21 protein-coding genes and 1 pseudogene are annotated in these 25056 nt (G+C 72.3%); 14 read left to right on the forward strand and 8 right to left on the reverse strand.

Features of this window, described 5'->3' with window-relative positions; all coding sequences use genetic code 11:
• Positions 1-37 precede the first annotated feature (37 nt).
• Complete coding sequence (locus BM290_RS02020) at positions 38-1570, forward strand: GGDEF domain-containing protein (protein WP_093609275.1); 1533 nt, start codon at positions 38-40, stop codon at positions 1568-1570.
• Positions 1571-1603: 33 nt separating this feature from the next.
• Here BM290_RS02020 and BM290_RS02025 read toward each other — a convergent pair whose 3' ends face one another.
• Positions 1604-3073 (reverse strand): GGDEF domain-containing protein, encoded by a 1470-nt coding sequence (locus BM290_RS02025; RefSeq protein ID WP_093609277.1) that lies wholly within the window; start codon positions 3071-3073, stop codon positions 1604-1606.
• Positions 3074-3170: 97 nt separating this feature from the next.
• On the opposite strand from BM290_RS02025, the gene BM290_RS02030 reads away from it, so the two are divergent.
• Entirely contained in the window at positions 3171-4202 is a 1032-nt protein-coding gene (locus tag BM290_RS02030; protein WP_093609279.1) for a hypothetical protein, read from the forward strand.
• Here BM290_RS02030 and BM290_RS02035 read toward each other — a convergent pair whose 3' ends face one another.
• Positions 4203-5174, reverse strand: coding sequence for an alcohol dehydrogenase catalytic domain-containing protein (locus tag BM290_RS02035; protein WP_239143306.1), 972 nt, complete (start codon positions 5172-5174; stop codon positions 4203-4205).
• Positions 5175-5255: 81 nt separating this feature from the next.
• On the opposite strand from BM290_RS02035, the gene BM290_RS02040 reads away from it, so the two are divergent.
• From BM290_RS02040 to BM290_RS02055, 4 genes are all read left to right on the forward strand, one after another.
• A complete protein-coding gene (locus tag BM290_RS02040) occupies positions 5256-6386 on the forward strand; it encodes a hypothetical protein (RefSeq protein ID WP_093609281.1) in 1131 nt (376 codons plus the stop codon).
• A 4-nt stretch (positions 6387-6390) separates the two neighbouring features.
• A complete protein-coding gene (locus BM290_RS02045; protein WP_093609283.1) occupies positions 6391-7152 on the forward strand; it encodes an SDR family oxidoreductase in 762 nt (253 codons plus the stop codon).
• Positions 7149-8270 carry a sulfotransferase family protein gene (locus BM290_RS02050; RefSeq protein WP_093609285.1) on the forward strand — a complete coding sequence of 374 codons (1122 nt, stop codon included), beginning with the start codon at positions 7149-7151 and terminating at the stop codon, positions 8268-8270. The genes BM290_RS02045 and BM290_RS02050 overlap by 4 nt, the downstream gene beginning before the upstream one ends.
• A 246-nt stretch (positions 8271-8516) precedes the next feature.
• Positions 8517-9515, forward strand: coding sequence for a polysaccharide deacetylase family protein (locus BM290_RS02055; RefSeq protein WP_093609287.1), 999 nt, complete (start codon positions 8517-8519; stop codon positions 9513-9515).
• 711 nt (positions 9516-10226) lie between these two features.
• On the opposite strand, the gene BM290_RS02060 is transcribed toward BM290_RS02055, so the two are convergent.
• The gene (locus BM290_RS02060; protein ID WP_093609289.1) at positions 10227-11246 is read right to left on the reverse strand and encodes a LacI family DNA-binding transcriptional regulator; all 1020 of its coding nucleotides are present in this window, start codon (positions 11244-11246) and stop codon (positions 10227-10229) included.
• A 124-nt stretch (positions 11247-11370) separates the two neighbouring features.
• On the opposite strand from BM290_RS02060, the gene BM290_RS02065 reads away from it, so the two are divergent.
• The 3 genes from BM290_RS02065 to BM290_RS02075 all read left to right on the forward strand — a co-directional run bounded on the left by BM290_RS02065 (position 11371) and on the right by BM290_RS02075 (position 15588).
• Positions 11371-13122 (forward strand): glycoside hydrolase family 35 protein, encoded by a 1752-nt coding sequence (locus BM290_RS02065; RefSeq protein WP_239143301.1) that lies wholly within the window; start codon positions 11371-11373, stop codon positions 13120-13122.
• A gap of 28 nt (positions 13123-13150) precedes the next feature.
• Positions 13151-13501, forward strand: coding sequence for a hypothetical protein (locus tag BM290_RS02070; protein WP_093609293.1), 351 nt, complete (start codon positions 13151-13153; stop codon positions 13499-13501).
• Between the two features lie 203 nt (positions 13502-13704).
• Positions 13705-15588 carry an ABC transporter ATP-binding protein gene (locus BM290_RS02075; RefSeq protein WP_093609295.1) on the forward strand — a complete coding sequence of 628 codons (1884 nt, stop codon included), beginning with the start codon at positions 13705-13707 and terminating at the stop codon, positions 15586-15588.
• Here BM290_RS02075 and BM290_RS02080 read toward each other — a convergent pair.
• Entirely contained in the window at positions 15554-16120 is a 567-nt protein-coding gene (locus tag BM290_RS02080) for a hypothetical protein (protein ID WP_093609297.1), read from the reverse strand. The two genes, BM290_RS02075 and BM290_RS02080, sit on opposite strands and share 35 nt — an antisense overlap.
• Positions 16121-16340: 220 nt before the next feature.
• Here BM290_RS02080 and BM290_RS02085 point away from each other — a divergent pair, with 220 nt between their 5' ends.
• The 4 genes from BM290_RS02085 to BM290_RS02100 all read left to right on the forward strand — a co-directional run bounded on the left by BM290_RS02085 (position 16341) and on the right by BM290_RS02100 (position 18969).
• Positions 16341-16544, forward strand: a complete 204-nt coding sequence (locus tag BM290_RS02085) for a cold-shock protein (protein ID WP_093609299.1) — start codon at positions 16341-16343, stop codon at positions 16542-16544.
• A 144-nt stretch (positions 16545-16688) separates the two neighbouring features.
• Complete coding sequence (locus BM290_RS02090) at positions 16689-17261, forward strand: TIGR03086 family metal-binding protein (RefSeq protein ID WP_093609886.1); 573 nt, start codon at positions 16689-16691, stop codon at positions 17259-17261.
• 46 nt (positions 17262-17307) lie between these two features.
• Positions 17308-18111, forward strand: a complete 804-nt coding sequence (locus BM290_RS49435) for an alpha/beta fold hydrolase (RefSeq protein WP_239143300.1) — start codon at positions 17308-17310, stop codon at positions 18109-18111.
• Positions 18112-18168: 57 nt separating this feature from the next.
• Positions 18169-18969, forward strand: a complete 801-nt coding sequence (locus tag BM290_RS02100) for a helix-turn-helix domain-containing protein (RefSeq protein ID WP_239143299.1) — start codon at positions 18169-18171, stop codon at positions 18967-18969.
• Here the strand turns inward: BM290_RS02100 and BM290_RS02105 are convergent.
• Positions 18966-20051: a nitronate monooxygenase gene (locus BM290_RS02105; protein ID WP_093609301.1), complete on the reverse strand. Its 1086-nt coding sequence runs from the start codon at positions 20049-20051 to the stop codon at positions 18966-18968. The genes BM290_RS02100 and BM290_RS02105 overlap by 4 nt on opposite strands.
• The gene (locus BM290_RS02110) at positions 20041-21621 is read right to left on the reverse strand and encodes an acyl-CoA synthetase (protein WP_093609303.1); all 1581 of its coding nucleotides are present in this window, start codon (positions 21619-21621) and stop codon (positions 20041-20043) included. The genes BM290_RS02105 and BM290_RS02110 overlap by 11 nt, the downstream gene beginning before the upstream one ends.
• 59 nt (positions 21622-21680) lie before the next feature.
• Between BM290_RS02110 and BM290_RS02115 the strand changes: the two are divergent.
• Positions 21681-22463: pseudogene (locus BM290_RS02115) on the forward strand (crotonase/enoyl-CoA hydratase family protein); the annotation flags it as partial.
• A gap of 156 nt (positions 22464-22619) precedes the next feature.
• Here BM290_RS02115 and BM290_RS02120 read toward each other — a convergent pair.
• Positions 22620-23297 (reverse strand): M23 family metallopeptidase, encoded by a 678-nt coding sequence (locus tag BM290_RS02120; RefSeq protein ID WP_093609307.1) that lies wholly within the window; start codon positions 23295-23297, stop codon positions 22620-22622.
• 131 nt (positions 23298-23428) lie between these two features.
• Complete coding sequence (locus BM290_RS02125) at positions 23429-24976, reverse strand: acyl-CoA synthetase (RefSeq protein WP_093609309.1); 1548 nt, start codon at positions 24974-24976, stop codon at positions 23429-23431.
• Positions 24977-25056: the final 80 nt, after the last annotated feature.

The following is a 25056-nucleotide window of genomic DNA, read 5'->3' on the forward strand; positions in this document are numbered from 1 at the left end:
TGCTTCAGTTCCGCCGGGTCGCGCCGATGTGGCGGCAGTGACCCTGGACCTCGCCGCCGAAGTCGACGACCTCGAGAACCACGCGGGCCACGACGTCGCGGCCCTGCTCGAGCGGGCGACCGCCGCGGTGGACGAGGCACAGCGGCTCGACGACGTGGTGCTGGGGCACCGGGCCCGGCTGGTGCAGGCCGACATGCGCCGCCGGCAGGGCGACGTCGACCACGCGGCCCGCGTCTTCCTGGCCACGCACCGCTGGGCGGAGCGGCACGACTGCCGGCCGCTGCTGGCGCGCAGCCACTTCCACCTGGCGCTGACCTTCCACTACCTGGGCGACCACGCGACCAGCCTCGATCACGCGCTGAACGCGGTGGACCTGCTCGACGACGACGCCCCGGGCGGGCTGCGGGTCATCCATCTGGTGCGGCTGGCGAACTCGCTGGCCGAGAACGGCTCGACCGAGGCGGCGCGGGCCCGTTACCGGCAGGCGGAACGGATCGCCGCCGACATCGGTGACCGGACCCGGCAGCTGCTGGTGCTGAACAACCTGGCGTACACCGAACTGGAGGCCGGCAACCCGGCGACCGCGCTCGCCGCGGTCGAGCGGATGTATCAGGCGGCCCGCGCGATCGGCCGGGACCTGCTGATCATCGAGCGGGACACGGTCGCGAACATCCACATCAGCGAGGGCCGGTACGACGAGGCGGAACGGATCCTGCAGAACGTGTGGGAGGCGCCGCCGTGGTTCGAGGCGCACGACGCCGCGGAGGCCGCGCTGACTCTCGCGCTCGCCCAGCGGCACCGGGACGCCCTGGACCGGGCGCAGGCCAGCCTCGACCACTGCCGGCAGCTGTGCGCCGAGCATCAACTGAATTCGGTCGGGGTAAGGGCCATGGCCGAACAGGCCGAGCTGCACGCCGCCGCCGGTGACCATCGTGCCGCGTTCGACGAGTACAAGCGTTTCCACATCGCCAGTGAGCAGCTGCGTTCGGCCCAGCAGGAGGCGAAGGCCCGCGCCCGGCAGGTGATGTTCGAGAACGCCGAAGCCCGCCGGGACGCCGAACGCTACCGGGAGCAGGCCCGTCGCGACCCGCTGACCGGTCTGTGGAACCGCCGGTTCGTCGACGAGCACCTGCCGGAGACCCTGGCCGGCGCCGCCGCGGCCGGGCGGCCCGTCATCGTGTCGGTGATCGACATCGACCATTTCAAGCGGATCAACGACACGCTGTCGCACGACACCGGCGACCGGGTGCTGATCGCGGTCGCCGAGCTGCTCGCCGACGAGCAGGACCGTCTGGCCGCCGACGGGTTCACGGCCCGGATGGGTGGCGAGGAGTTCCTCATGGTGCTGCCGGGCGTGCCGGCCGCAGAGGCGTTCGAGCGGCTCGACGCCGTGCGGCGGCGGATCGCCGGTCACCGCTGGCAGCCGGTCACCGGGGAGCTGCCGGTGACGATCAGCGTGGGCGCGGTCGCCACCGGCCAGGCGAACCGGGATCGGGCGCAGTTGCTGGCCGAGGCCGACCGCCGCCTTTACACCGCCAAACGGGAGGGGCGCAACCGCGTGGTGAGCTGAGGGCCGGCTCCCCGGGTTGCCTCCGGGCGGGCCTCAGGGCGCGCTGGGGACGGGTTCGCTTCTCCGGCGCGCTTTCGCGGCGTACATCGCGGCGTCGGCGCGGCGCAGAACGGCCTCGGTGTCGTCGCCGGTCTCGCGGGTGGCGATGCCGATGCTGCCGCCGACGGTGACGGCCGCGCCGCCGATGGTGAACGGCTCGTCCAGCCGGGCGGTGATCCGCTCGCGGAGGCGGTCGGCGTCGCCGGGTCCGGCGTCCGGGCCGAGCAGGATCGCGAACTCGTCGCCGCCGAGGCGGGCCACCAGGTCGGTGGCGCGGGTCTCGGCGCGCAGCCGGGCCGCCACCTCGATCAGCAGGGCGTCGCCGGCGGCGTGGCCGAACCGGTCGTTGACCGGCTTGAACCCGTCGAGGTCGAGGAAGAGGACGGTGAGCGAGCCGGCCGGCCGGTCGGTGGCCCGCTCATGGAACAGGGCCCGGTTGGCGACGCCGGTCAGCGGGTCGTGGTAGGCGAGATGCCGCAGCTGTTCCTCGCGTTCGCGCAGCTCGGCGACGACCCGGTGCAGGTCGCGGCTGAGCGCCGAGTTGTCCCGGAGCGCGACCAGCTGGCGGGCGAGCACCAGCAGCACGACCGCGCCGAGGACGGCGGCGGAGAAGGTGTCGAGGTGGTCGCCGGAGGCGACCCGGTCGATGGCCGCGAGGATCGCCAGGGCCAGCGGAAAGTACGGCAGCCAGAGCAGCACCGGCAGCGCCGGGGCGGACACGTGCGGCCGCCGGGCGGGTGCGGCCACCGCGGCCAGGCCGAACAGCACGAACCCGGCGACCCAGCCGGTGTCGATGACGCTGCCGCAGGTGTAGGAGCTGTGCTGGTTGAGGTAGGCGAACCCGAGGTCGGCGGTACTGAACGAGACGGCGCCGCCGACGATCAGCGCGGCGGTGCGGCGGCGGCCCGGCCCGGCGTGCGGGAGCAGGATCAGCGCGACCGCGGCGATCAGCACGTCGCCGAGCGGGTAGGCGGCCGACACGGCTTTGGCCAGCGGGGTGAGGTTGCCCGCACGGTAGACCGCTTCGAGGACGAAGACCCAGCTCAGGAAGAGCAGGGAGCCGGCGATGACGAGGCCGTCGAGGACGACGCGCAGCAGTCCACGTCGGACGCCGAGGAAGGCGATCAGGGCGGTGACCGTGCACGGGACGATGAGCAGGAACCCGAAGTCGCCGATGTTCGGGAACGGAGCGGTGATCCGGCGGATCGACACGTAGTACGCCCACGTCGACTCGCCGAACGCCCAGCCGGCCATGCCGGCCGCGAGGACAGCCCAGGCCAGGCGGGACCGGCCGGCGCTGCGGCGGGCGGTGACCGTCGCGGCGGCCGCGGCGAGCAGGGCCGACAGGATGAGCACGGCGACACTGAAGTCGGTGGCTGTCTGCGAGCCGGGCGGCAGCGCGCGGAGCACGCCGAAGTGCCCGACGACCAGGGCGGCGCCGAGCAGCACGAGAAGCATCGGCATGTCCGCCTCCGTCGCGACCGGGTGGTGTCCTCAGGGTGCCGGGGGGCGGTTGCGGACGGGGTATCAGGACGGGTGCAGTCGACCGTACGATCTTGCGATGTTCTTCCTCGCCCGTTACCTCGTTCGCCGCATCATCGGTGGCCCGCTGCCGCCCACTCCCGAGTTCGACGCCGACGTGGACCTGATGATCAGGGACGCGGTGCTGCGCGAGGCCCGGCAGCGGGTGCTGCGCGACGGCGACTGGCGGGCGGCGAAGCAGGCGATCGAGGCGGCCGGCACGGACTGGGCGTTGCGCGGCTACCGGCTGGGCGTGTTCGCCGGGCTGGCCGGTGACGACGACACCTGGCTGGACGCGTGGATGCGGGCCGAGCCGTCCGACCCGTCGGCCGCGCTGATCTGGGCGAAGGTGCTGGCCGGGCGGGCGGGCGCGGCGCGGGGCGGCGCGTCGGCGGCGAAGACGTCGCGGGAGCAGTTCGACAGTTTCCACGTGCTGTCGGAGAAGGCCGCCGACGCGAGCGTACGGGCCCTGGAGCTGGCCGATCCGCGTGATCCCGGCCCGATGATCCGGCTGATGTCGTCGTGTTTCGCCGCCGGGGCGGATCGGCTGAACGAGTTCTACGCCGAGGCGCGCAGCCGCGACCCGCACAACTTCGAGACGCACGAGCTGGCGGTGATGCTGACGTGCCAGAAGTGGTACGGCTCGCACGAGCGCATGTTCGCGGTGGCGCGCACGGCGGCCGAGGCGGCGCCGCCCGGGCACAGGACCACCCTGTTGCCGTTGTTCGCGCACTTCGAGTACGCGATGCGCGAGTTCGCCTGGGAGGACCGCAGCAAGGAGTCGCAGAAGGCGGTCCGCAAGTATTTCCGCACGCCGGAGGTGCAGCGCGACTGTGACGCCTGGATCGCCAAGTTCCGGTCGGCGCCGCCCACCTCGGAGCAGTTGTCGAAGGTCCGGCAGTGGATGGCGGTCTACTACAGCCTGATCGGGCGCCGGAGTGCCGCGAAGGCCGTCTTCGACGAGCTGGGCCCGTATGTCAGCCGCCACAACGAGTGGGGCTGGTTCTGGGGCGACATGGAGTACGGCTACCTGAAGAGCTGGTGGTGGGCCAACGGCGTCGGCGGGGTGTAGTCAGGGAACGATGACGGCGCGGCCGGTGAGGGCGCCGGCCGCCAGTTTCGCGTAGGCCTCGCCGACCTCGGTGAGGGCGAACTCCTCCACCTGGTTGCGGATCAGTCCGGCCCCGGCCAGGGCGATCACCTCCTGGGCGTCGGCGATCGACGAGCCCTGGAAGGTGAACACCTCGCCGTCGCGGGGCAGTGTGGAGAACCAGGGGCCGCGCAGTCCGCCGCCGGCCGAGCCGATCAGGCCGTACGCGCCGCCGGTGCGGACCGCCGCGATGCCGGCCGCGATGGTCTCGTCGGCGCCGACGAAGTCGAGGACCACGTCGGCCCGTCCGGACACCTCCGGCACGCCGTCGTGCGCCCCGATCTCCGCGGCGTAGGCCAGCCGGGCCGGCGACGGGTCCACGGCGACGACCCGGGCCGCGGTCAGCACCCGGACGAACTGGATGGCGAACGCGCCGAGTCCACCGGCGCCGATCACCAGGACCGTGCCACCGGCGGGAATCCTGGGCAGAGCCCGCCGCACCGCGTGATAGGCGGTCGCGCCCGCGTCGGTCAGCGGCCCGGCGTGCCGCGGGTCCAGGTCGCCCAGCGGCAGCAGCGCCCGCCGATCGCTGACCAGCACGTACCGAGCCAGTCCGCCGTCGCGCCCGTAGCCGCGGCCGGCGCGCCCGTACGGGCAGCCGCTGTCCCAGCCGCGCACGCAGTACCGGCAGACGCCGCAGGACGTCGGCGAGACCAGGGCGACCGGCTCGCCGGTGCCGTCGATCCAGCCGGCGACCTCGTGGCCGAGCGTGAACGGCATCGACCAGCCGAGCCGCTCGCCGACGGCGGCCGGGAGGTGCGGCATCGTCAGGTCGGAGCGGCACAGCCCGCACCCGGCCACCCGCACCAGCGTCTCCCCCGGGCCGAGCGCCGGATCCGGCGCCTCGACCAGTTTCGGGGCCGCGCCCCACTCCGTCATCCGATACGCCAGCACGCCCTCCAGAGTGGAACCTGTTATCGCACCGGGTCAAGGAAAGATTGACCAGAAACTAGAACGAGTTCTATCGTCGGAGGCGTGCTCACCACACCGTTCGCGGAAGCGATCCAGGAGGCCGAGCGGGTCATCACCGGTGCCCCGCACGTGCGCGACGAGCTAGATCTCGTCGAGGGCTACGACTATCTGGCCGGCAGCATCCGCGCGTCGGTGCAGATGGCGTGGGCGTACCAGCGGGACTTCCCCTACTTCGTCCGCTCGACCGGGCCGTACACCAAGATGGGCCTGGACAATCCGGACACCCTGTACTTCCACGCGTGGCTGCGCGACGACGCCGAATACGTGATCACCGGCGAGCGCGGCAGCACCGTGGACCTGAGCTTCCAGATCCTCGACGGCGACTACTCGCCGATCCAGGTGCCGGGCAGCCTGGCCGCCTTCGACGACCGGGAGATCGAGATCGGGCCGGACGGCTCGTTCCGGATGTTCGTCGGGCCGGGCCTGAAGGGCGCCGGAATGCTCGTGGTCCGGGAGGTCTTCAGCGACTGGGCCGCCGAGCGGCCCGGCATGCTGCGCATCCAGCGTGCGGACCGGACCGGTGCGGCCCCACCTCCCCCCACGCTGGATGCGCTGACCAAGCGGTACGGCGTGGCCGGAAAGATCCTGATCAGCCGGCTGCGCACGTTCCTCGCGTTCGCCGAGCGGTTCTACCTCGGGCTTCCGGTCAACACGCTCACCGCGCCGCGGTCCACCCCGGGCGGGCTGACCACCCAGTTCTCCTCGGTCGGCCACTACGACCTCGGCGACGACCAGGCGATGATCGTGACGGTCCCGGTCAGCGACGCCCCCTACCAGGGCATTCAGCTCGGCAGCATGTGGTACGTGTCGCTCGACTACATCAACCACCAGACGAGCCTCACGCGTGATCAGGCGCAGATCGACCCGGACGGCATGATCCGTTACGTCATCAGCGAGCGGAACCCCGGCGTCGTGAACTGGCTGGAGCGCACCGGTCACCGCCGCGGCTACGTGCAGTTGCGCTGGCAGCGGCTGTCCCGCGAGCTGACCGCCGACGACGGGCCCACGGTGGACATCGTGGCCGTCGACGACCTGCCGAAACTGCTGCCGCACCACCGGCGGATCGGGCCGGAGGCGTGGCGCGAGCGGATCGCCGCACGGCAGGCCGCGGTCGCGGCCCGGATGCTGGGCTGAGCCGGTGCTGCTCGACGGCAAGGTGGTCGTCGTCGCCGGGGTCGGGCCGGGGCTCGGCGCGTCGGTCGCGGTGCGGGCCGCCGGGCAGGGCGCCTCGGTGGTGCTCGCCGCCCGTACCCCGGAGATCCTGAACGATCTCGCCGCGAAGACCGGCGGGCTGGCCGTGCCCACCGACCTGACCGACGACGCGGCGGTGCGCCGGCTCGCCGAGGCCGCCACCGACCGGTTCGGGCGCATCGACGTGCTGGTGCACAACGCGTTCGTGATGCCGCCGATGCAGAGCCTCGGCCGGGTGGATCTGGCCGAGGTGGGGACGTCGTTCGAGGTCAACGTGCTGGCGGCGCTGCGCACGATCCGGCATCTCACGCCCGCGCTGATCGCGGCGCGGGGCGCGGTCGTGGTGGTCAACTCGGCGGTGCTGCGGCACTCGCGGCGGCCCTTCGGGCCCTACCGGCTGACCAAGGCGGCGCTGCTGGCGGCGACGCAGAACCTGGCGAGCGAACTCGGGCCCAAGGGGGTACGGGTGAACTCGATCGCGCCCGGCTGGATCTGGGCCGACCAGTTGCGGGGCTGGTTCGAGTTCCAGGCGGCGCAGCGCGGGGTGCCGGCGCGGCAGGTTTACGACGAGGTCGCCGCGAGCACCGACCTGCGCAGGCTCCCCGAGCCGGACGAGATCGCCGACGCCGTCCTGTTCCTCGCCTCGGACATGGCACGCGGCATCACCGGCGCGTGCCTCGACGTGAACTGCGGGGAGTTCCACCATTGACGACCTCCGCGCGGACCGATGTCGGCAGCTTCGACGACCTGCACGCGTCGGCGAGCCGGCTCACCGGGCTGCACGACTTCGGGGGCGGTGACGACTACGCCGACGGTCTCCGGGCGCTGCTCCGGTCGTACGCCCAGGAAGCGGGCCTGACCCCGGCCGGCAGCAAGCGGACTCGCGGCCTGTTGCGCGGCGCTCTCGTCTCGCGCCTGCTCGCCGAGGCCGCCTGGCGGGAGTTTCCGCAGCACGCCGGGGTGACGATCGAGCGGCCGGTGTTCGTCACCGGCCTGCCGCGCACCGGGACCACCGCCCTGCACCGGCTGCTCACCGCCGACCCCGCGCATCAGGGCCCGGAGCTGTGGCTGACCGAGATCCCGCAGCCGCGGCCGCCGCGCGCCGAGTGGGAGTCGCATCCGGTCTTCGCCGCGCTGCGCGAGGCCTACCAGGGCATCGGTCTCGACGGCGTGCACCACATGCGACCGGAGCAGGTGGAGGAGTGCTGGCGGCTGCTGTGCCAGTCGATGACGTCGGTGTCGTTCGAGTGCACGGCGTACATCCCGGGCTACTCGGCCTGGCTGGACGCGCACGACTGGACCGCCGCCTACGCCCGGCACCGCCGCAACCTGCAGCTCATCGGCCTGCACGACCAGGGCCGGCGGTGGGTGCTGAAGAACCCGAGCCACCTGTTCGCGCTCGACGCCCTGTTCGCGGCCTACCCGGACGCCGTCGTCGTGCAGACGCACCGCGACCCCGGCACCGTCATCGCGTCGGTGTGCAGCCTCAACGAGCGCGCGTCGGCCGGCTGGTCGACGGTCTTCACCGGGCCGGTCGTCGGGCGGGCGCAACTCTCGCTGTGGTCGCGCGGACTGCGGCGCTTCCGCGCCGACCGGGCCCGCCACGATCCGGCGCGGTTCATCGACGTGCGGCACGCCGACCTGGTCACCGACCCGATGGGCGTCATCGAGACGATCTACGACCGGCTCGGGGCGCGGTTGAGCGGATCGGCCCGGACCGCGGTCCGCGAGGCGAGCTTGCGGGGTACGCCCAAGCCCGCGCACGTCTACAACCTGTCCACCTTCGGCCTCACCCGGTCCGAGGTGGCCGCGGCCTGCTCGTCGTAACTTTCGGAATTGTGGCCCGTAACATTATCGGAGACCACTTGTCCAAACCTGATTGAAACGTTTTCTAGCTGGGATTTTGCGTGATCAGGCTTCGCTGTTGCTTCCGGTATGTTTCCGAAAGTTGTTGACACTGTGGCGCACGCGACCTAATACTCGCTGGCGAGAGGGATTGCTTCCCGTCGATCCTCTCGACCCCGGCCTGGGTTCCCCGCCAGGCGTCATCAGGTCGTCAGAAGGACAAATGCCATGTCCAGAATCCCCACCCCCACCCTGTGGCGACGCTTCACGGCCATCGCGCTGACCGCCGGAGTCGCCGCCGTCGGGTTCGTGCTCGCCGACCCCGCCGCCCGGCCGTCCCACGCCGCCGCCTGCAACGGCTACGTCGGCCTGACCTTCGACGACGGCCCGTCGGCGAGCAACACCCGCACCCTGCTGACCGCCCTGCGCAACAACGGGCTGCGGGCCACCATGTTCAACACCGGCCAGAACGCCGCCGCCAACGCCGCCCTCGTCAAAGCGCAGGTCGACGCCGGCATGTGGGTCGGCAACCACAGCTACACCCACCCCCACCTGACCCAGCAGAGCCAGGCCACCATCGACTCGGAGATCTCCCGCACCCAGTCCGCGATCGCGGCGGGCGGCGGCGGCACGCCGAAACTGTTCCGCCCGCCCTACGGCGAGACCAACGCCACCCTGCGGTCGGTCGAGCAGAAATACGGCCTCACCGAGATCATCTGGGACGTCGACTCCGCCGACTGGAACAACGCGAGCACCGACGCGATCGTCAACGCCGCCGGCCGGCTCACCAACGGCCAGGTCATCCTGATGCACGACTGGCCGGCCAACACGGTCGCCGCCATCCCGCGCATCGCCCAGGGCCTGGCCTCACGCGGCCTGTGCGCCGGCATGATCTCGCCGGCCACAGGACGGGCGGTCGCCCCCGACGGCTCCGGTGGAGGTGGCGGTGGCGGCGGGAGCGCTACCTGCACCGCAACGCTCTCCGCCGGACAGTCGTGGGGCGACCGTTACAACCTCAACGTCGCCGTCACCGGCTCCAACAACTGGACCGTGACCCTCAACCTGCCGTCCCCCGCCAAGGTCATCAACACCTGGAACACCACGGCGAGCTGGCCGTCCGCCCAGCAGATGGTCGCCAAGCCGAACGGCAGCGGCAACAACTTCGGGCTCACCGTCCAGCCCAACGGCAACTGGAACTGGCCCAGCGTCTCCTGCACCGCCACCTGACCCCGACCCCCGTTCCCCACCAGCGGCGCGGCGGCCTTTCCGGCCGCCGCGCCGCGACCCTTCCGGCACCCGCGCACCGCCGGGCGCCGCGACCTTCCAGCGCCCGCGCACCGCCGGGCGCCGCGACCTTCCAGCGCCCGCGCACCGCCGGGCGCCGGCTCTCCACCCGAAACCGTTCCCGGCCCACCGCCCGGGTCGACCGGTCGACCGCGCCGTCACCCCACGACCGTTCCCACCCACCGCCGCGACCGCCGGACAGCCCTGCCTCCCCCGGCAACCGCTCCCGACCCGCCGCCCGGGCCGGCCGGACGACCGCGCCGTCACCCCACGACCGTTCCCACCCACCGCCGCGACCGCCGGACAGCCCTGCCTCCCCCGGCAACCGCTCCCAGCCCACCGCCCGGGCCGGCCGGACGACCGCGCCGTCACCCCACGATCGTTCCCGCCCACCGCCGCGACCGCCGGACAGCCCTGCCTCCCGCGGCAACCGCTCCCGGCCCGCCGCCACCGGACAGCCACGCCGTCACCGGGCCGCGACCCCCGGCCGGCATTGGACAGACACCATTCCAGGCCGTCGGACGCCGCGCCTCGGCCCCGCGGGCCTCTCCGGCGACCCGGCCTCGCGTGCGACGCCGCCTCATCGGCCCTCCCACCTCGCGTGATCCGGCGGGTCGGCTCCGGAGGGCCGGAAAAGATCGGCCCCGCCCGTCATCAGGCGGAGTCGCGCCACACCGTGGTGGTGGGGAGGATACGGCCGCCCGGGTCGACCGGCTCACCGCGGAGCTGCCGCAGGACCAGGTGTGCGGCGGCGGATCCGATCTCCTCGATCGGCTGGCGCACCGTCGACAGCCTGGGCTGCGACCACACGGCCCACGGGCTGTCGTCGAAGCCCACGACGCCGACGTCACCCGGCACGGCGCGTCCCGCCTCCCGGAGCGCTTCGAGAGCGCCCGCCGCGAGCACGTCGGACGCCGCGAACACGCCGTCGATCGCCGGCTCACGCTCCAGCAGCAGGCGCATCCCGTCGGCGCCGCAGCGGTGGTCGTGGCCGGGAACCCGGACGACGAGGTGTTCCTCGAAGGCCGGCCCCATCGCCGAGCGGTATCCGGCCAGCCGGTCGGTGCACGAGTCGCGGTCCTGTGCCGCCGCGATCATCCCGGTCCGTCGCCGGCCGGTGGCGAGCAGCCGCGACACGATCTCGCGGGCGGCGGTCTCGTTGTCGATGCCGACGTACGGCACGGCGTCGCCCAGGTCGGGCGGGTGGCCGACGACCGCCGCGGGCAGGCGCAGGTCACGGATCACCTTGATGATCGGGTCCCCGGCGCGGGCGGACACGACGATCGCCCCGTCGACGAAGCCGCCGCTGAGGTGGCGGGCCACCCGTTCGGTGTCGCGGGGGGACTCCAGGAGCAGGTTGACCATCTGGTGGTCGGCGCCGGAGAGCACCGCGTTGGCGGCGAGCATCACCGCGCCGATGTTGGGGTCGGCGAAGGCGCCCGCGTGCTGCCCCAGCGCGACGAACGCGACCGCCTGCGAGCGGCGCGTCCGCAACGTACGGGCGGCCGTGTTCGGCACGAACCCGATGCCGGCGATCGCCTCCTCGATGGCGGCGCGCGCCGCCGCGGAGACGTACCCGCCGTTGAGCGCCCGGCTGACGGTGCCGCGGGACACGCCGGCGGCGGCCGCGATGTCGTGCACCGTCGTACGTCTCTGGGGCTCGGAGGGGGCCATGGGTGCACGATAGCGCCGCCGCATCGACCGATCTCGCTTCTGATCGGGTGCCCGGCCGGTTGCCGCGGGGCGCCCGCCCATGACAATGTTTAGGTAAACATTGATCATGCGGAGGAGCGTCGACTTGCGCGGGGCACGGGTTCTCACGACGGCCGGCGACGGCTTCCTGCTCGATGGCGAGCCGTTCCGGATCATCGCCGGGGCGATGCACTACTTCCGCATCCACCCTGATCAGTGGGCCGACCGGATCGAGAAGGCGCGGCTCATGGGCCTCAACTCGATCGATGTCTACGTGCCGTGGAACGCGCACCAGCCCCGCCCCGGGGAGGTCGTCCTCGACGGCATCCTCGATCTGCCCCGCTACCTGGAGCTCATCGACCGCGCCGGGCTGCACGTGGTGTTCCGGCCCGGCCCGTACATCTGCGCCGAATGGGACGGCGGCGGGCTGCCCGCGTGGCTCAGCACGTCCGGGGTGCGGCTGCGCAGCAGTGACCCGGCGTACCTGGAGGCGGTCGACGCGTGGTTCGACCGGCTGCTGCCGGTGGTCACGCCGTACCTGGGGAGCAACGGCGGCCCGATCATCGCCGTGCAGGTCGAGAACGAGTTCGGGGCGTACGGTCCGGAGGACCCCGATTATCTGCGGCACCTCGCGGACGGACTGCGCCGGCGCGGGGTCACCGAGCTGCTGTTCACCTGTGACCAGGCCGAGGGCGACATGCTGCGGCGGGGTGGGCTGGACGGCATTCTGCGTACCGTGACGTTCGAGCACGCCGACGGCGCCCTGGAGAAGCTGCGCCGCCACCAGCCGACCGGTCCGCTGATGTGCGCGGAGTTCTGGGACGGCTGGTTCGACCACTGGGGCGGGCCGCACCACACCCGGGACGCCGCCGACGCGGCCGCCGATCTGGAGAAGGTGCTGTCGGCGGGCGCCTCGGTGAGCCTGTACATGTTCCACGGCGGCACCAACTTCGGCACCACCAACGGCGCCGACTACAAGCACGTCTACCTGCCCACCATCACGTCGTACGACTACGACGCCCCGCTCAGCGAGGCCGGTGACGTCACCGCGAAGTACCGGCTCATGCGCGAGGTGATCGCCCGGTACGCGCCGGTGCCGGACGAGCCGCTGCCCGGCCCGGCGGCCCGGCTCGACCGCGCCGGCATACCGCTGGACGAGGTGGCCGGCCTGTTCTCCGCCGCTCCCGGCCTCGGCACGGCGGTGGCCTCCGAGTCGCCGCTGACCATGGAGCAGCTCGGCGAGCACAACGGTTTCGTGCTCTACGAGACGGCGCTGCCGTCCGCCGGGCCGATGGTGCTGGCGATCGAGTCGTTCGCCGACCGGGCGCAGATCTTCGTCGACGGCGCCCCGGCCGGGATGCTGGAGCGCGGCCGTACGGAACGCGCGCTGACCATCGCGGCCGGCCGCGATGGGGCGACGCTGAGCGTGCTGGTGGAGAACACCGGCCGGGTCAACTACGGCGTCCACATGAACGACCCGAAGGGCCTCCTCGGCCCGGTCCTGGCCGACGGCCGGACGCTGACCGGCTGGACCCAGACCGCGCTGCCGCTGCACGATCTCACCGGCCTCGCCTTCGCCCCGGCGGGTGACCGTCCGCCGTCCGGGCCGGCGTTCCGCCGCGGCACCGTCGACATCGACGAGCCGGCCGACACGTTCCTGTCCCTGCCCGGCTGGGAGCAGGGCATGGCCTGGGTGAACGGCTTCGCCCTCGGCCGCTACTCGGCCCGGGGACCGCAGCGCACCCTGTACGTCCCCGGCCCGGTGCTGCGCCCCGGCCGCAACGAGATCGTCGTCCTGGAGCTGAAGGCGGCCACCAACCGCACCGTCGACCTGGTCCCCACCCCCGACCTGGGCTGACGCGCGGGTCTTCACCGTCGCCGACCCGGTGGACGTGGCCAACTACTTCGTCTGGCGGCAGCGGGACGCGGTACGCAACTCGATCGCGATGGCCGCGCAGGCTCACTTCCCGCACCGGCGGCTGCAGGGTGTGCACAGCGGCGGGATGCAGGAGCTGTTGTGGTCCGAGGCCGGCGTCAACTGGAACGACTACCCAGCCGGCGTCAAACGGGGCCGGGTGGTGACGAAGGTGAGCGGCGAGAGGGCGGTGACCTACACCGACCGGCGGACCGGCGTCACGCAGACGACGACGGCTCTGCGCAGCTGGTGGGAGGTCGGGGACGCGCCGCATTTCACCGCCGAGGGGCTGGCGCCGCTGATCCCGGCGATGCGGCGGTGACGCTTCCGCGCCGCTGGGACAGCCCCGGGGACCAGCCGGGGTGACCGGGAGCGGGCAGCAGCCCGGCGGTGAGGCCGGGCGCCGGGCCGGGACCGCGTCGCTCCGGTAGCGGAGGGCGCCGGGCGGGCTGCGGTCGGGGAGGTGTGGCCGTACCGCTGAAATTGCCTTGACCTCAACCCGACGTGAAGTGGGACCTTCGGGCCATGAGTATGGAAGTCGCGGCCTGGAATTCGATGTGGCATGCCATGAACCGGCAGGACGACAAGCGGCCGTTCTCGCGGGCGACGTTACGGCGCATCCTCGCGCTGGCCCGGCCACAACGGCGGGTGCTGACGGCGTTCCTGCTGCTCAGCGTGGTGACGGCGGTTCTCGCGGTGGCGACGCCGGTGCTCGCCGGGCAGGTGGTGGACGCGATCGTCGAGGCGCGGGAGGCGCGGCTCGTGATCACGCTGGCGATCGGGATCGCGGTGATCGCGCTGAGCGAGGCGGGGCTCGGGCTGGTGCAGCGGTGGCTGTCGGCGCGGATCGGTGAGGGGCTGATCCTCGAGCTGCGGACCCGGGTGTTCGATCACGTGCAGCGGATGCCGGTGGCGTTCTTCACCCGGACACGTACGGGCGCGCTGGTCAGCCGGCTCAACAACGATGTGATCGGCGCGCAGCGGGCGTTCAGCGACACACTGTCCGGTGTGGTCGGCAACCTGGTGGCGCTGGTCCTGACGCTGATCGTGATGGTCGGCATCTCGTGGCAGATCACCGTGCTGGCGCTGCTCCTGCTGCCGGTGTTCGTGCTGCCGGCGCGCCGGATGGGCGGGCGGCTGGCCGGGCTGCAGCGGGAGGCGGCCGAGCACGACGCGGCGATGAACACGCAGATGACCGAGCGGTTCTCGGCGCCGGGCGCGACGCTGGTGAAGCTGTACGGCGACCCGGCCGCCGAGTCCGCCGAGTTCGCGGCCCGGGCCCGGCGGGTGCGTGACATCGGGGTGCGCACCGCGATGGCGCAGTGGTCGTTCCTGACCGCGCTGACCAGCGTGTCGGCGGCGGCGATCGCGCTGGTCTACGGGCTCGGCGGGTTCTACGCGCTGCAGGGGCGGATGGATCCGGGCGCGGTGGTGGCGCTGGCGATCCTGCTGACCCGGCTGTACGCGCCGCTGACGTCGCTGGCCAGCGCCCGGGTGGAGGTGATGAGCGCGCTGGTCAGCTTCGAGCGGGTGTTCGAGGTGCTCGACCTGAAACCGCTGATCGAGGAGAAGCCGGACGCGCGGCCGGTCCCGGACGGGCCGGTGTCGGTGGAGTTCGACGACGTACGGTTCGCCTATCCGTCCGCCGACAAGGTGTCGCTGGCGTCGCTGGAGGAGGTCGCGACGCTCGACACCCGGGGTGGCGACGAGGTGCTGCACGGTGTGTCGTTCACCGCCGCGCCGGGGCAGATGGTGGCGCTGGTCGGGTCGTCCGGGGCGGGCAAGTCGACGATGGCGAGCCTGCTGCCGCGGCTGTACGACGCGGGCGCCGGCGCGGTCCGGCTCGGTGGGGTCGACGTGCGGGACCTGAGCGCGGCGTCGCTGCGGCGCACGCTCGGCATGGTCACCCAGGACGGGCACCTGTTCCACGAGTCGGTCCGGGCGAACCTGCTGCTGGCCCGGCCGGACGCGACCGACGGCGAACTGTGGGACGTGCTGCGCCGCGCCCACGTCGCCGACCTGATCGAGTCGCTGCCGGACGGGCTGGACACCGTCGTCGGCGAGCGCGGATACCGGCTGTCCGGCGGGGAACGGCAGCGGCTCACCATCGCCCGGCTGCTGCTCGCGCGACCGCGGGTGGTGGTGCTCGACGAGGCGACCGCGCACCTCGACTCGACCTCGGAACAGGCGGTGCAGGCCGCGCTCGGTGAGGCGTTGAACGGGCGTACCGCGGTGGTGATCGCGCACCGGCTGTCGACGGTCCGGGCCGCCGACCAGATCCTGGTGATCGAGGACGGCCGGGTGGTGGAGCGCGGCACGCATCCCGAGCTGATGGCCGTCGGCGGGCGTTACGAGGAGCTGTACCGCACCCAGTTCAGCTCAGCGACGACGCCCGCCGCACCGCGCTGATCAGCAGGCGCTGCGCGACGGCCGGGTCGCCGTCGGAGGTCTCCCACCCGTTGTCGGCGACCACCACGACGGCCCGGCCGGTGCGGGCGACCGCCACGTACGTCTGATGGGTGACCTCCTCGCCGACGTGCTCCCACCGCTGGGTCCAGCGCAGGGTGAGCCGGCCGGCCGCGCTCTCCTCGACCCGCCAGTCCGGGCACCCGTCCACCGCCTTGCGCAGTTTTCGCAGGTAGCGGCCGGCGTCGCGGTGCACCGCCAGATACTCCATGATCGACTCGGGGGCGCCGTCGACGTCGATGACGGCGGCGACGGCCCGGTCGGTGACCGGCGCGGGCACGCCGGCGCCGCACGGGCGGGGTGGGCGCAGCTGCGGCCAGTCGTCGCCGTCGGTGGCGTGCGGCGTGACCCCGCCCAGGTCGGACGCCTGCAGCAGCGCCTCGTCGGGGATCCCGGCGGCGCCGGCGGCGGGTGTCGCGGTCACTCCGGCGAGCACCACGATCGCCGCGGCGAGAAGCCCTCGGATGACGTACATGCCACCTCCAACGACCGATACGGAAATTCGACCCTACGCTCCGGCGGACGCTTCCTCCCGGCGATTCCCGTTTCGTGTGTTAGGTTGGGCGTGTTGCAGTTTTGATTTCCAAGAATTAGCGGGGAAATTCTCGTCTCTGCCCGGGTTCCGGGGGTCATCAACGCGGCGGCGCGAGATGCCGCACGGTGCGGCGTTCCTCATGGTCGGCAAGGAGAATTCTATGGCCACCGGTGTCGTGAAGTGGTTCAACAGCGACAAGGGCTTCGGTTTCATCACGCAGGACGGTGGTGGACCCGATGTGTTCGCCCACTTCTCGGCGATCGCGTCGAGCGGATTCCGGTCCCTGGAGGAAAACCAGCGGGTCGAATTCGAGGTGGCACAGGGCGCGAAAGGCCCGCAGGCGGAGAATATCCGCACCATTTGATCTTCCGTCGCCGGGAAAGGCGCGGAAAAAGCGAGAGCGTGTGACCGTCCGGTTCGGACTGTCACACGCTCTTTCTCGTCTCGGCGCCGGCCATGCTTTAAACTGCTAGGTTGAAAGCATGGATGCTACGGAAGGATGCCGCCGATGCCACTGACCGACCTGTCAGCCGCCGAACGCCACCGCCGGATCGCCGCCGGCTTCACCGCCCGTGTCGAGGGCGTCAAGGACTGGGACGCCCCCGCGCCGGTCGAGGGCTGGACCGCCCGGGACGTGGTCCGTCACCTCGTCGAGTGGCTTCCGGGCCTGCTGTCCTCGGGCGCCGGCGTGACCCTGCCCGCCGGGCCGGGCGTCGACACCGACCCGGTGCGCACCTGGGCGGTGCACGTCACCGCCGTGCAGGAGCTGCTCGACGATCCGGGCGGCCGCGAGCTGACCAACCCACATCTCGGGACGCTGCCGCTCGACCAGGCGATCGACCGCTTCTACACCACCGACGTGTTCATGCACACCTGGGATCTGGCCCGCGCCTCCGGCCAGGACGAGACCCTGGAGACGGAGATGTGCGCGGCGCTGGTCACCGGCATGGAGCCGATGGACGAGATGCTGCGCGCCTCCGGCCAGTACGGTCCGGCCGTCCCGGTCCCGGCCGGCGCCGACCCGCAGACCCGCCTGATCGGCTTCATCGGCCGCGACCCGTTCTGGTCGGCCCCACGCTGACATTCGTCCAAGACGCCGCGACGCCGGCAGGCGCACCGTAGCGGGCATGAGGCATGGCATCCATGTGGTCCGGGACGGCCCGTCGTCGGCGCCGCCGCTGCTGCTCATCCACGGCTCGGGGGCGGGCTGCGCCGTCTGGGGCCCGTTGATCCCGGCGCTCGCCGCCCAGCGCCACGTCATCCGTGTCGACCTGCCCGGCTGCGGGAAGTCGCCGCCCGTGACGTCCTACGACGTCCAGGGCCAGGCCGATCGGGTGGCCGCCGTGCTCGACGACCTGGGCCCGCGACCGGTGACGGTGGCGGGGCACTCCAGCGGAGGCTACGTGGCCACCGCGCTCGCCGAGCGGCGTCCGGACCTCACCGGCGCGCTGGCGCTGATCAGCACCGGGCCGGATCTCGACGCGTTCCGGCCCCAGCCGCTGCTCCTGCGGATTCTGCTGGGCCCGGTGCTCGGCCCCATGCTGTGGCGGGTCCGCACCGACGCGATGATCCGCGCCGCGATCGCGGCCACCTGCGCCGGGCACACCGGGATTCCCGACGCCGCGGGGACCGACGGCGGCGTCCGGACGGTGGCCGCCGGGAGCGGTGGCGCGCCGGCCCGGGCACCGGTGATTCCGGATGATGTGGTGGCCGACCTGCGCGGCATCACGTTCCGGACCATGTCGGCGGTGCTGCGGGCGAACACCGGCTACCTTGCCGAGCGGGGGGGTTCCGGCCCGCCTGGACGCGCTGGGCCGGCGGGCACTCGTGATCTTCGGGGCGGCGGATCCACGCTGGGAGCCGTCGTCGGCGCACCGCTATGCGACGTCGCGGGTCGTGCTGCTCCCGGGGGGTGGGCCACCTGCCGATGATTGAGGACCCGGCGACGACGGCCGCCCTGCTGCTGTCCGCGACATAGAGTGGTCGGCGTGCAGTGGTCCGGCGTGGACGTCGCGATGCCGGGTTTCCGGCTTCCGGGGATCGACATGGCCGGGTTCCGGCAACGGTCCCCCGCGTTCTGGGACCTCGGCATGGTGGCGCACCCGTCGGTCACGCTCCTGATCGACCTCAGTGACGGTGCGGGAGCCGCCTACGAGACCCCGGCCGGACGGCAGCACGGCAGTGTGATGGCCGGCCTGCTGCCGGGACCGGTCCGGGCGACCGGCTGGGGCCGCGTCGAGTGCCTGCAGATCCGTCTCGCACCGGCGGTCGCCGCCGCACTGTACGGCGGGTTCGCGGACCTCAGCACCACGGTGGCGCCGCTGAGCGAGATCTGGGGCCGGCACCTCGGCCGCATCGAGGACGGACTGCGCGCCGCCCGTTCCTGGGACGAACGGTTCACGATCGCGGCCGCGGCTCTCACCCCGCGGCGATCCGTCGCCCCGGAGATCGCGCGCGCCTGGGAGCTGACGGTCGCGGGCCGGGGTCGCGTACGGGTGGCCGACCTGGCCGGCGAGGTCGGGTGGAGCCGCCAGCGGCTGTGGTCCCGTTTCCGGGCCGAGGTCGGCGTCACCCCGAAGGTCGCGGCCCGGCTGTCCCGGTTCGATCACGCCGCCCACCTGCTCGCCGCGGGCCGGCCGGCAGCGGTCGTCGCCACCGAGAGCGGGTTCGCCGACCAGTCACACCTGCACCGCGAGACGAGACGGTTCGCCGGGATGACCCCGGCCGCCGTCGCCGCCTCCCCGTGGCTGGCCATCGACCACAGGGCCTGGCCACGGAGCTCTCCCTAGAGCAGCTTGTGGATCCGGGTGAGGGTCTCGTCGGCTTCGGCGACCAGGTCGGCGACCACCGCGGCCACCGGGCGGACCTCGTTCATCCGGCCGACGATCTGGCCGACCGGCATCGGCACCACGGTCGGGTCGTCGGAGGCCATCAGACGGTCGTGTGCCTCGGAGACCAGCAGGTTCTGCAGCGGCATCGGCAGCGCGGCCGGGGCGCCGTCGGCCGCCCACGCCTCGGTCCAGCGGTTGCGCAGCAGACGGGCCGGTTTGCCGGAGTAGATGCGGCTGCGGACGGTGTCGCCGGAGGTGGCCCGCAGCAGCGCCTCCCGCAGGCCGGGGCTGCTGCGGTATTCGCTGGTGCCGAGCCACACCGAGCCCATCCACACGCCGCGGGCGCCGAGGGCGAGGGCCGCGGCGATCTGCCGGCCGCTGCCGATGCCGCCGGCCGCCAGGACCGGCACGTCCACGGCGTCGACGATCTCCGGGACGAGCACCATGCCGGCGATCTCCCCGGTGTGGCCGCCGGCCTCGTAGCCCTGGGCGACGACGATGTCGACACCGCTGGCGACGTGGCTGCGGGCGTGGTCGGCCCGCCCGGCGAGCGCGGCGACGAGCAGGCCGTGGTCGTGGGCCTGGGCGATCACGTCGGCCGGTGGCGGGCCGAGCGCGTTGGCGATCAGCCGGACCGGGTGCCGCAGCGCGACCTCGACGTGGCTGCGGGCGACCGAGTGCAGCCAGCCGAGGACGCCCGGCCGGCTCGACGCGGCCTCGAGCGGCGGCACGCCGAGCCGGAGCAGGGTCTGCTCGACGAAGTCACGGTGCCCGGCAGGGATCATCCGGGTGAGGTCGGTGACGGCGCCCTCGGTGGGCTCGTGACCGGGCATGACGACGTCGACGCCGTACGGCCGGCCGCCCGTCGCCTCGTCGAGCCAGGTGAGCACCGTGTCGAGTTCGCCGGCGTCGTTGAACCGTACGCAGCCGAGCACCCCGAGCCCGCCGGCCCGGCTGATCGCGGCGACGACGTGCTCCGACGGGCTGAACCCGACGATCGGGTGCTCGATGCCGAGCGTCTCGCAGAGGTCAGTCCGCATCGTGTTCCTTCACGTAGGAGTGGGCCCAGCGGTAGTCGGCCTTGCCGCTGATGGTGCGGTTGATCCGGTCGACGAGCCACACGCCGCGGGGCGCCTTGTAGCCGGCGATCCGCTGCCGTACGTGGGTGTCGAGCTCGCCGAGGTCCAGGGCGGCGCCGGGCCGGGACTGGACGAGGGCGACGACCCGCTGGCCGAGCCGGTCGTCGGCGGCGCCGATGACGAGGGCGTCGAACACGTCGGGGTGGGCCTTGAGCGCCCCCTCGACCTCCTCGGGGAAGACCTTCTCGCCGCCGGTGTTGATGCACGTGTTGCCCCGGCCGAGCAGGGTGATGGTGCCGTCGTCCTCGAGCCGGGCCAGGTCGCCGGGGATCGCGTAGCGGACGCCGTCGACCTCGGTGAGCAGGGCGGCCGTCTTCTCCGGGTCCTTGTAGTAGCCGAGCGGCACGTGCCCGCCGCGGGCCAGCCGGCCGATCACTCCCGGTCCGGCGCGGCGGCCGTGCTCGTCGATGACGATGGTGTCCGGGCCGGGCATGACGCGCGGGCCGTCGACAGCGCCGCCGTCCACCTCGGCGACGATGCCGATGCCGGCGAACCCGGTCTCCGACGAGCCGACCGCGTCGGTGACCATCACGTCCGGCAGCGCCCGGAGGTACTGCCGTTTCACCGACGGGGAGAACAGCGCCGCGCTGGACGAGACCGCCACCAGCGACGATCCGTCGTAGTCGCCGGCCAGGTAGGCCTCGATGATCGGCCGGGCCATCGCGTCGCCGATCAGCACGACCACGTTGATCTTGCGGCGTTCGATGGTGCGCCACACCTCGTCGGCGTCGAAGTGCGGCAGGAAGACGACGGTGTCGCCGGCGAAGAGGGCGGCCAGCGCGGCCCACTGGGCGTTGCCGTGGATGAGCGGGGCCAAGCAGAACCTGGTCATCGGCGGCATCCCGGCCCGGGTGCTCTGCGCCCACTCGTCGTCGAGGGGGACACCGGTCATGAAGTCGATGCCCCCGCCGAGGACCCGCCAGACGTCCTCGTGGCGCCAGATCACGCCCTTGGGATAGCCGGTGGTCCCGCCGGTGTAGAGCAGATAGACGTCGTCACCGGAGCGCTCCTCGAAGTCGCGTTTCGAGGAGCCAGCCGACAGAGCCTCTTCATAGGAGATGTCTGGAAAGTCGGATGCCGAGCCGTCCGGGAGCGCCACGATGGCCCGCATGTCGGACACCACCGCTGTGACCCGAGGCGAGAATCCACGGTCATGGATCAGCGCGACCAGACCGGCATCGTCGAACAGATACTGCAACTCGTTCTCGACGTATCGATAGTTGACGTTGACGACCACGGCACGCAGTTTGTACACGGCGATCATGGCCACCACGGCCTCGATCGAGTTGCCCGCGTACAGCCCGACGTGGGCGCCTTTGCCCACTCCTCGACTCTGCAGGAAATGGGCCAAACGGTTGGCGGTCTCCTCCAGCTCCGCGTAGGTGGTCTCACGCTCGCCGCAGGCCACCGCCACGCGATCGCCGAAGGCGTCGACCGCGTGCTCGAACAGGTCCGCAATATTGGCCGCCATCAACGCAAAGTAGAACCTGTTATCGTTCCGGGGCAAGGGCTCTACAGAAGGAGGAGAACCGGGTGGACGCTCTCGTCGAACAGCGCGGACCGATCCTGATCGTCACGATGAACCGGCCCCGGGTCCGCAACGCCCTCTCCGCCGAGATGATGGCCGTGATGCGCGACGCCTGGGACCGCGTCGACACCGACCCCGGGATCCGGGTCGCGATCCTCACCGGCGCGGGCGGCGCCTTCTGCGCGGGGGCCGACCTGCGTGCCATGACCGGCGACCATCCGGGCGACGGCTTCCGCACCGGCGGCGCCGACCTGTCCCGCATCGACGCGCTGCTCAAGGGCCGCCGCCTGACCAAACCGCTGATCGCCGCGGTGGAGGGCCCGGCCGTCGCGGGCGGCACCGAGATCCTGCAGGCCACCGACGTGCGCGTGGCCGGCGAGAGCGCGCGGTTCGGCGTCTCCGAGGCGCGCTGGGGGCTGTTCCCGCTCGGCGGCTCCGCTGTCCGGCTGCCGCGCCAGCTGCCCTACACGGTCGCCGCGGAGCTGCTGCTCACCGGCCGCCACATCACCGCGCTGGAGGCGCTCGCGATGGGCCTCATCGGACACGTGGTCCCCGACGGCGAGGCGCTCACCAAGGCGCTGGAGATCGCCGGGACGATCGCCGCGAACGGCCCGCTCGCCGTCCAGGCCATCCTGCGCACCATCCGCGAGACCGAGGGCCTCGCCGAGACCGACGCCTTCGCCGTCGAATCCCGCATCGGCATGCGCGTCTTCACGTCCGACGACGCCAAAGAGGGCCCGCGAGCCTTCGTCGAGAAGAGAAAACCCCAGTTCAAAGGCCTTTGATGGTACGGCCACCCCGCACCGGGAAACAGCGGCGGTCCCGGCGTCCACCACGCGGCGCGGGCGCGGGGCCCGGACCGCGGCGCGCCCGCCGGGCTGAGGGCGACGGGTCACCGGAACCCGTGCGCCGGCCGACGCCGGCGCACGGGATCGGTCAGCTCAGGCCTTGCACTTGTGCTTGGCGTTCCACGACTTCACCGCGGCGGCGGGGCTCTTCTGGCCGCCCTTGCGCCACGAGGTGAGGTAGGTGGCGGGCCACACGACGCCGCGCCGGACCTTCCAGTCGCCGGTCTTCTTGCAGGCCGGGGAGATGCCGTAGTGCACGTGGCAGACGCCGCTGGAGTTGCCGGTCTTGCCGACCTTGCCGACCTGCTGGCCGGCCTTGACGCGGACGCCCTTGTTGATGCCGGTGGACACCACGCTCAGGTGCGAGCCGTAGTAGCGCACGCCGTCGTCACCGAGGATCGAGACGAACTTGCCGCCGTTGTACGGCCCGTCCGGCTTGCCCTTCTTGTACTTGTCGACCCGGCTCACCTCCAGGACCACACCGCCGGTCGTGGCCAGGAACGGCTTGCCACAGGCGGCGAAGATGTCGGTCGCCGGGTAGCCGGAGTGGGTCTTGTGGTACGAGACGTTCGTCGCCTTGACCGGGAAGACGTACTTGGACTTGGTCGTCGCCGCGACCAGCTCCACGTCCGTCGTCACCGTCTGCTCGGCCGGCGCGACCACGGCAGCGGCCGGAGCCGGCTGCCGGGCCGCGGGCGCCACCGGCTCGCCGGAACAACCGGCCAGGCAGGCGAGGGCGGCGATCCCGGCCAGGTAGGGATGGATTTTCATCGCGCCACCATAGGCGTCACGGCCTCCGCGGCGCTGTCCTCGAAAGGGCGGCTGTCAGCTATCTCTCTCCCCGCGGATCCCCATGATCGGCCGATCGTCACGGGCCGACCACGCCGGGTCGATCCGACGGGCTAGATGGCCCGGTCGCGGCCGGACCAGTACGGGTCGCGCAGGTGCCGTTTGTAGAGCTTGCCGTTCGGGTCGCGGGGCAGTGACGACACGTAGTCGATGGTGCGCGGCAGCTTGAAGCGGGCCAGCCGGCCGGTGAGGAACGCCTGCAGCTCGGTGGTGAGCGCGTCACCGGGCGTGACCCCGGGCGCCGGCTGGACGACCGCCTTGATCTCCTCGCCCCACTCGTCGTGCGGGATGCCGAAGACCGCCACGTCGGCGACCGCCGGGTGCACGCTCAACTCGTTCTCGATCTCGGCCGGGTAGACGTTCACCCCACCGGTGATGATCACGTCACTGGCCCGGTCGCACAGGTAGAGGTAGCCGTCGTCGTCGAGGTAGCCGATGTCGCCGACGGTGAACATCCGGTCCCGCCAGGAGGCGCGGGTCTTCTCGGCGTCACCGTGATACTCGAACGTGGCGTCGCCCATCTGCAGGTAGACCGTGCCCGCCTCGCCGGGCGCGCAGTCCTTGCCGTCGTCGTCGAGCACCCGGATGCGCGAGCCGGGCCACGGGCGGCCCACCGAGCCGGGGCGCTCCCGCCACTCGGCCGCGGTGATCAGCGCGCCGCCACCCTCGGAGGCCGCGTAGTACTCGATGACCACCGGGCCGAACCAGTCGAGCATCTCCCGCTTCACCGGCTGCGGGCAGGGCGCCGCGCCGTGGATCATCGCGCGCATCGAGGACACGTCGAAGCTGGTCCGGACCGAGGGTGGCAGGGCCAGCAGGCGGCGGAACTGGGTGGGGACCATGTGGCTGTGGGTGACCCGGTGCTGCTGGACCAGCCGCAGGAACGAGCCCGCGTCCCAGTGGTCCATCACCACGACCGTGTGCCCGAACTGGAGCGAGATGACGGCGAAGTTCATCACCGCCGTGTGGTAGAGCGGTGAGCAGCACAGATGCACGTGGTTGTCGAACGGGCGCAGGCCGAACAGGCCGAAGAACCACAGTGACACCGGGGGCACCTGGTCCGGGTCGAGGCCGAGCAACGGGCGGCGGACCCCCTTGGGGCGGCCGGACGTGCCGGACGTGTAGACCATGAGCGCGCCGAGCGTACGCGGCGACGGCCGTCCCGAACCGCCGGCGCCGAGAACGGCCAGCGACCGGAAGCCGGGGATGTCGCCCACCGCGTAGCGGCCCTCGGCCGGAAGGCCGGCGTCGTCGGCGGCGCCACGGGCCGTGTCGGCGAACCGGTGGTGGGCGAGGAAGGCGCGGGCGCCGCTGTCGCGCAGGATGTAGCCGAGTTCGGCGGCGGTGAGATGCCAGTTCATCGGCACCACGTGCAGTCCGATCTGGACCGCCGCGAAGTAGGCGGCGAGGATGTCGGCGCCGTTGGGCATCAGCAGGGCCACGGTGTCGCCCTCGCCCAGGCCCGCCTCGATCAGCCCGCGGGCGATCCGATCGGCCTCGCCGGCCAGCTCGCCGTAGGTGAGGGTGCGGCCGCCCGGCTCCACGACGGCCGTGTGCTGCGGCCGTTCCGCCGCGATGGTCCACGTCCCGATCCCGGTCATGTCAGGACTCTATAACTCGTTTCATCAATGTAAAAGCCGCTGCCACCGCGTTCTTGCCCGGCAAAGTTGGAACGTGTTTC

This window comes from Actinoplanes philippinensis (assembly GCF_900113015.1).
Taxonomy (GTDB): Bacteria; Actinomycetota; Actinomycetes; order Mycobacteriales; family Micromonosporaceae; genus Actinoplanes; species Actinoplanes philippinensis.

What these genes read in the sequence shown, in the direction of transcription:
- BM290_RS02025 (WP_093609277.1), bottom strand. Translation starts at nt 3,073, where the DNA reads ATGCCGATGCTTCTCGTGCTGCTCGGCGCCGCCCTGGTCGTCGGGCAC.
- BM290_RS02030 (WP_093609279.1), top strand. Translation starts at nt 3,171, where the DNA reads ATGTTCTTCCTCGCCCGTTACCTCGTTCGCCGCATCATCGGTGGCCCG.
- BM290_RS02055 (WP_093609287.1), top strand. Translation starts at nt 8,517, where the DNA reads ATGTCCAGAATCCCCACCCCCACCCTGTGGCGACGCTTCACGGCCATC.
- BM290_RS02060 (WP_093609289.1), bottom strand. Translation starts at nt 11,246, where the DNA reads ATGGCCCCCTCCGAGCCCCAGAGACGTACGACGGTGCACGACATCGCG.
- BM290_RS02075 (WP_093609295.1), top strand. Translation starts at nt 13,705, where the DNA reads ATGAGTATGGAAGTCGCGGCCTGGAATTCGATGTGGCATGCCATGAAC.
- BM290_RS02080 (WP_093609297.1), bottom strand. Translation starts at nt 16,120, where the DNA reads ATGTACGTCATCCGAGGGCTTCTCGCCGCGGCGATCGTGGTGCTCGCC.
- BM290_RS02085 (WP_093609299.1), top strand. Translation starts at nt 16,341, where the DNA reads ATGGCCACCGGTGTCGTGAAGTGGTTCAACAGCGACAAGGGCTTCGGT.
- BM290_RS02090 (WP_093609886.1), top strand. Translation starts at nt 16,689, where the DNA reads ATGCCACTGACCGACCTGTCAGCCGCCGAACGCCACCGCCGGATCGCC.
- BM290_RS49435 (WP_239143300.1), top strand. Translation starts at nt 17,308, where the DNA reads ATGAGGCATGGCATCCATGTGGTCCGGGACGGCCCGTCGTCGGCGCCG.
- BM290_RS02105 (WP_093609301.1), bottom strand. Translation starts at nt 20,051, where the DNA reads ATGCGGACTGACCTCTGCGAGACGCTCGGCATCGAGCACCCGATCGTC.
- BM290_RS02110 (WP_093609303.1), bottom strand. Translation starts at nt 21,621, where the DNA reads ATGGCGGCCAATATTGCGGACCTGTTCGAGCACGCGGTCGACGCCTTC.
- BM290_RS02120 (WP_093609307.1), bottom strand. Translation starts at nt 23,297, where the DNA reads ATGAAAATCCATCCCTACCTGGCCGGGATCGCCGCCCTCGCCTGCCTG.
- BM290_RS02125 (WP_093609309.1), bottom strand. Translation starts at nt 24,976, where the DNA reads ATGACCGGGATCGGGACGTGGACCATCGCGGCGGAACGGCCGCAGCAC.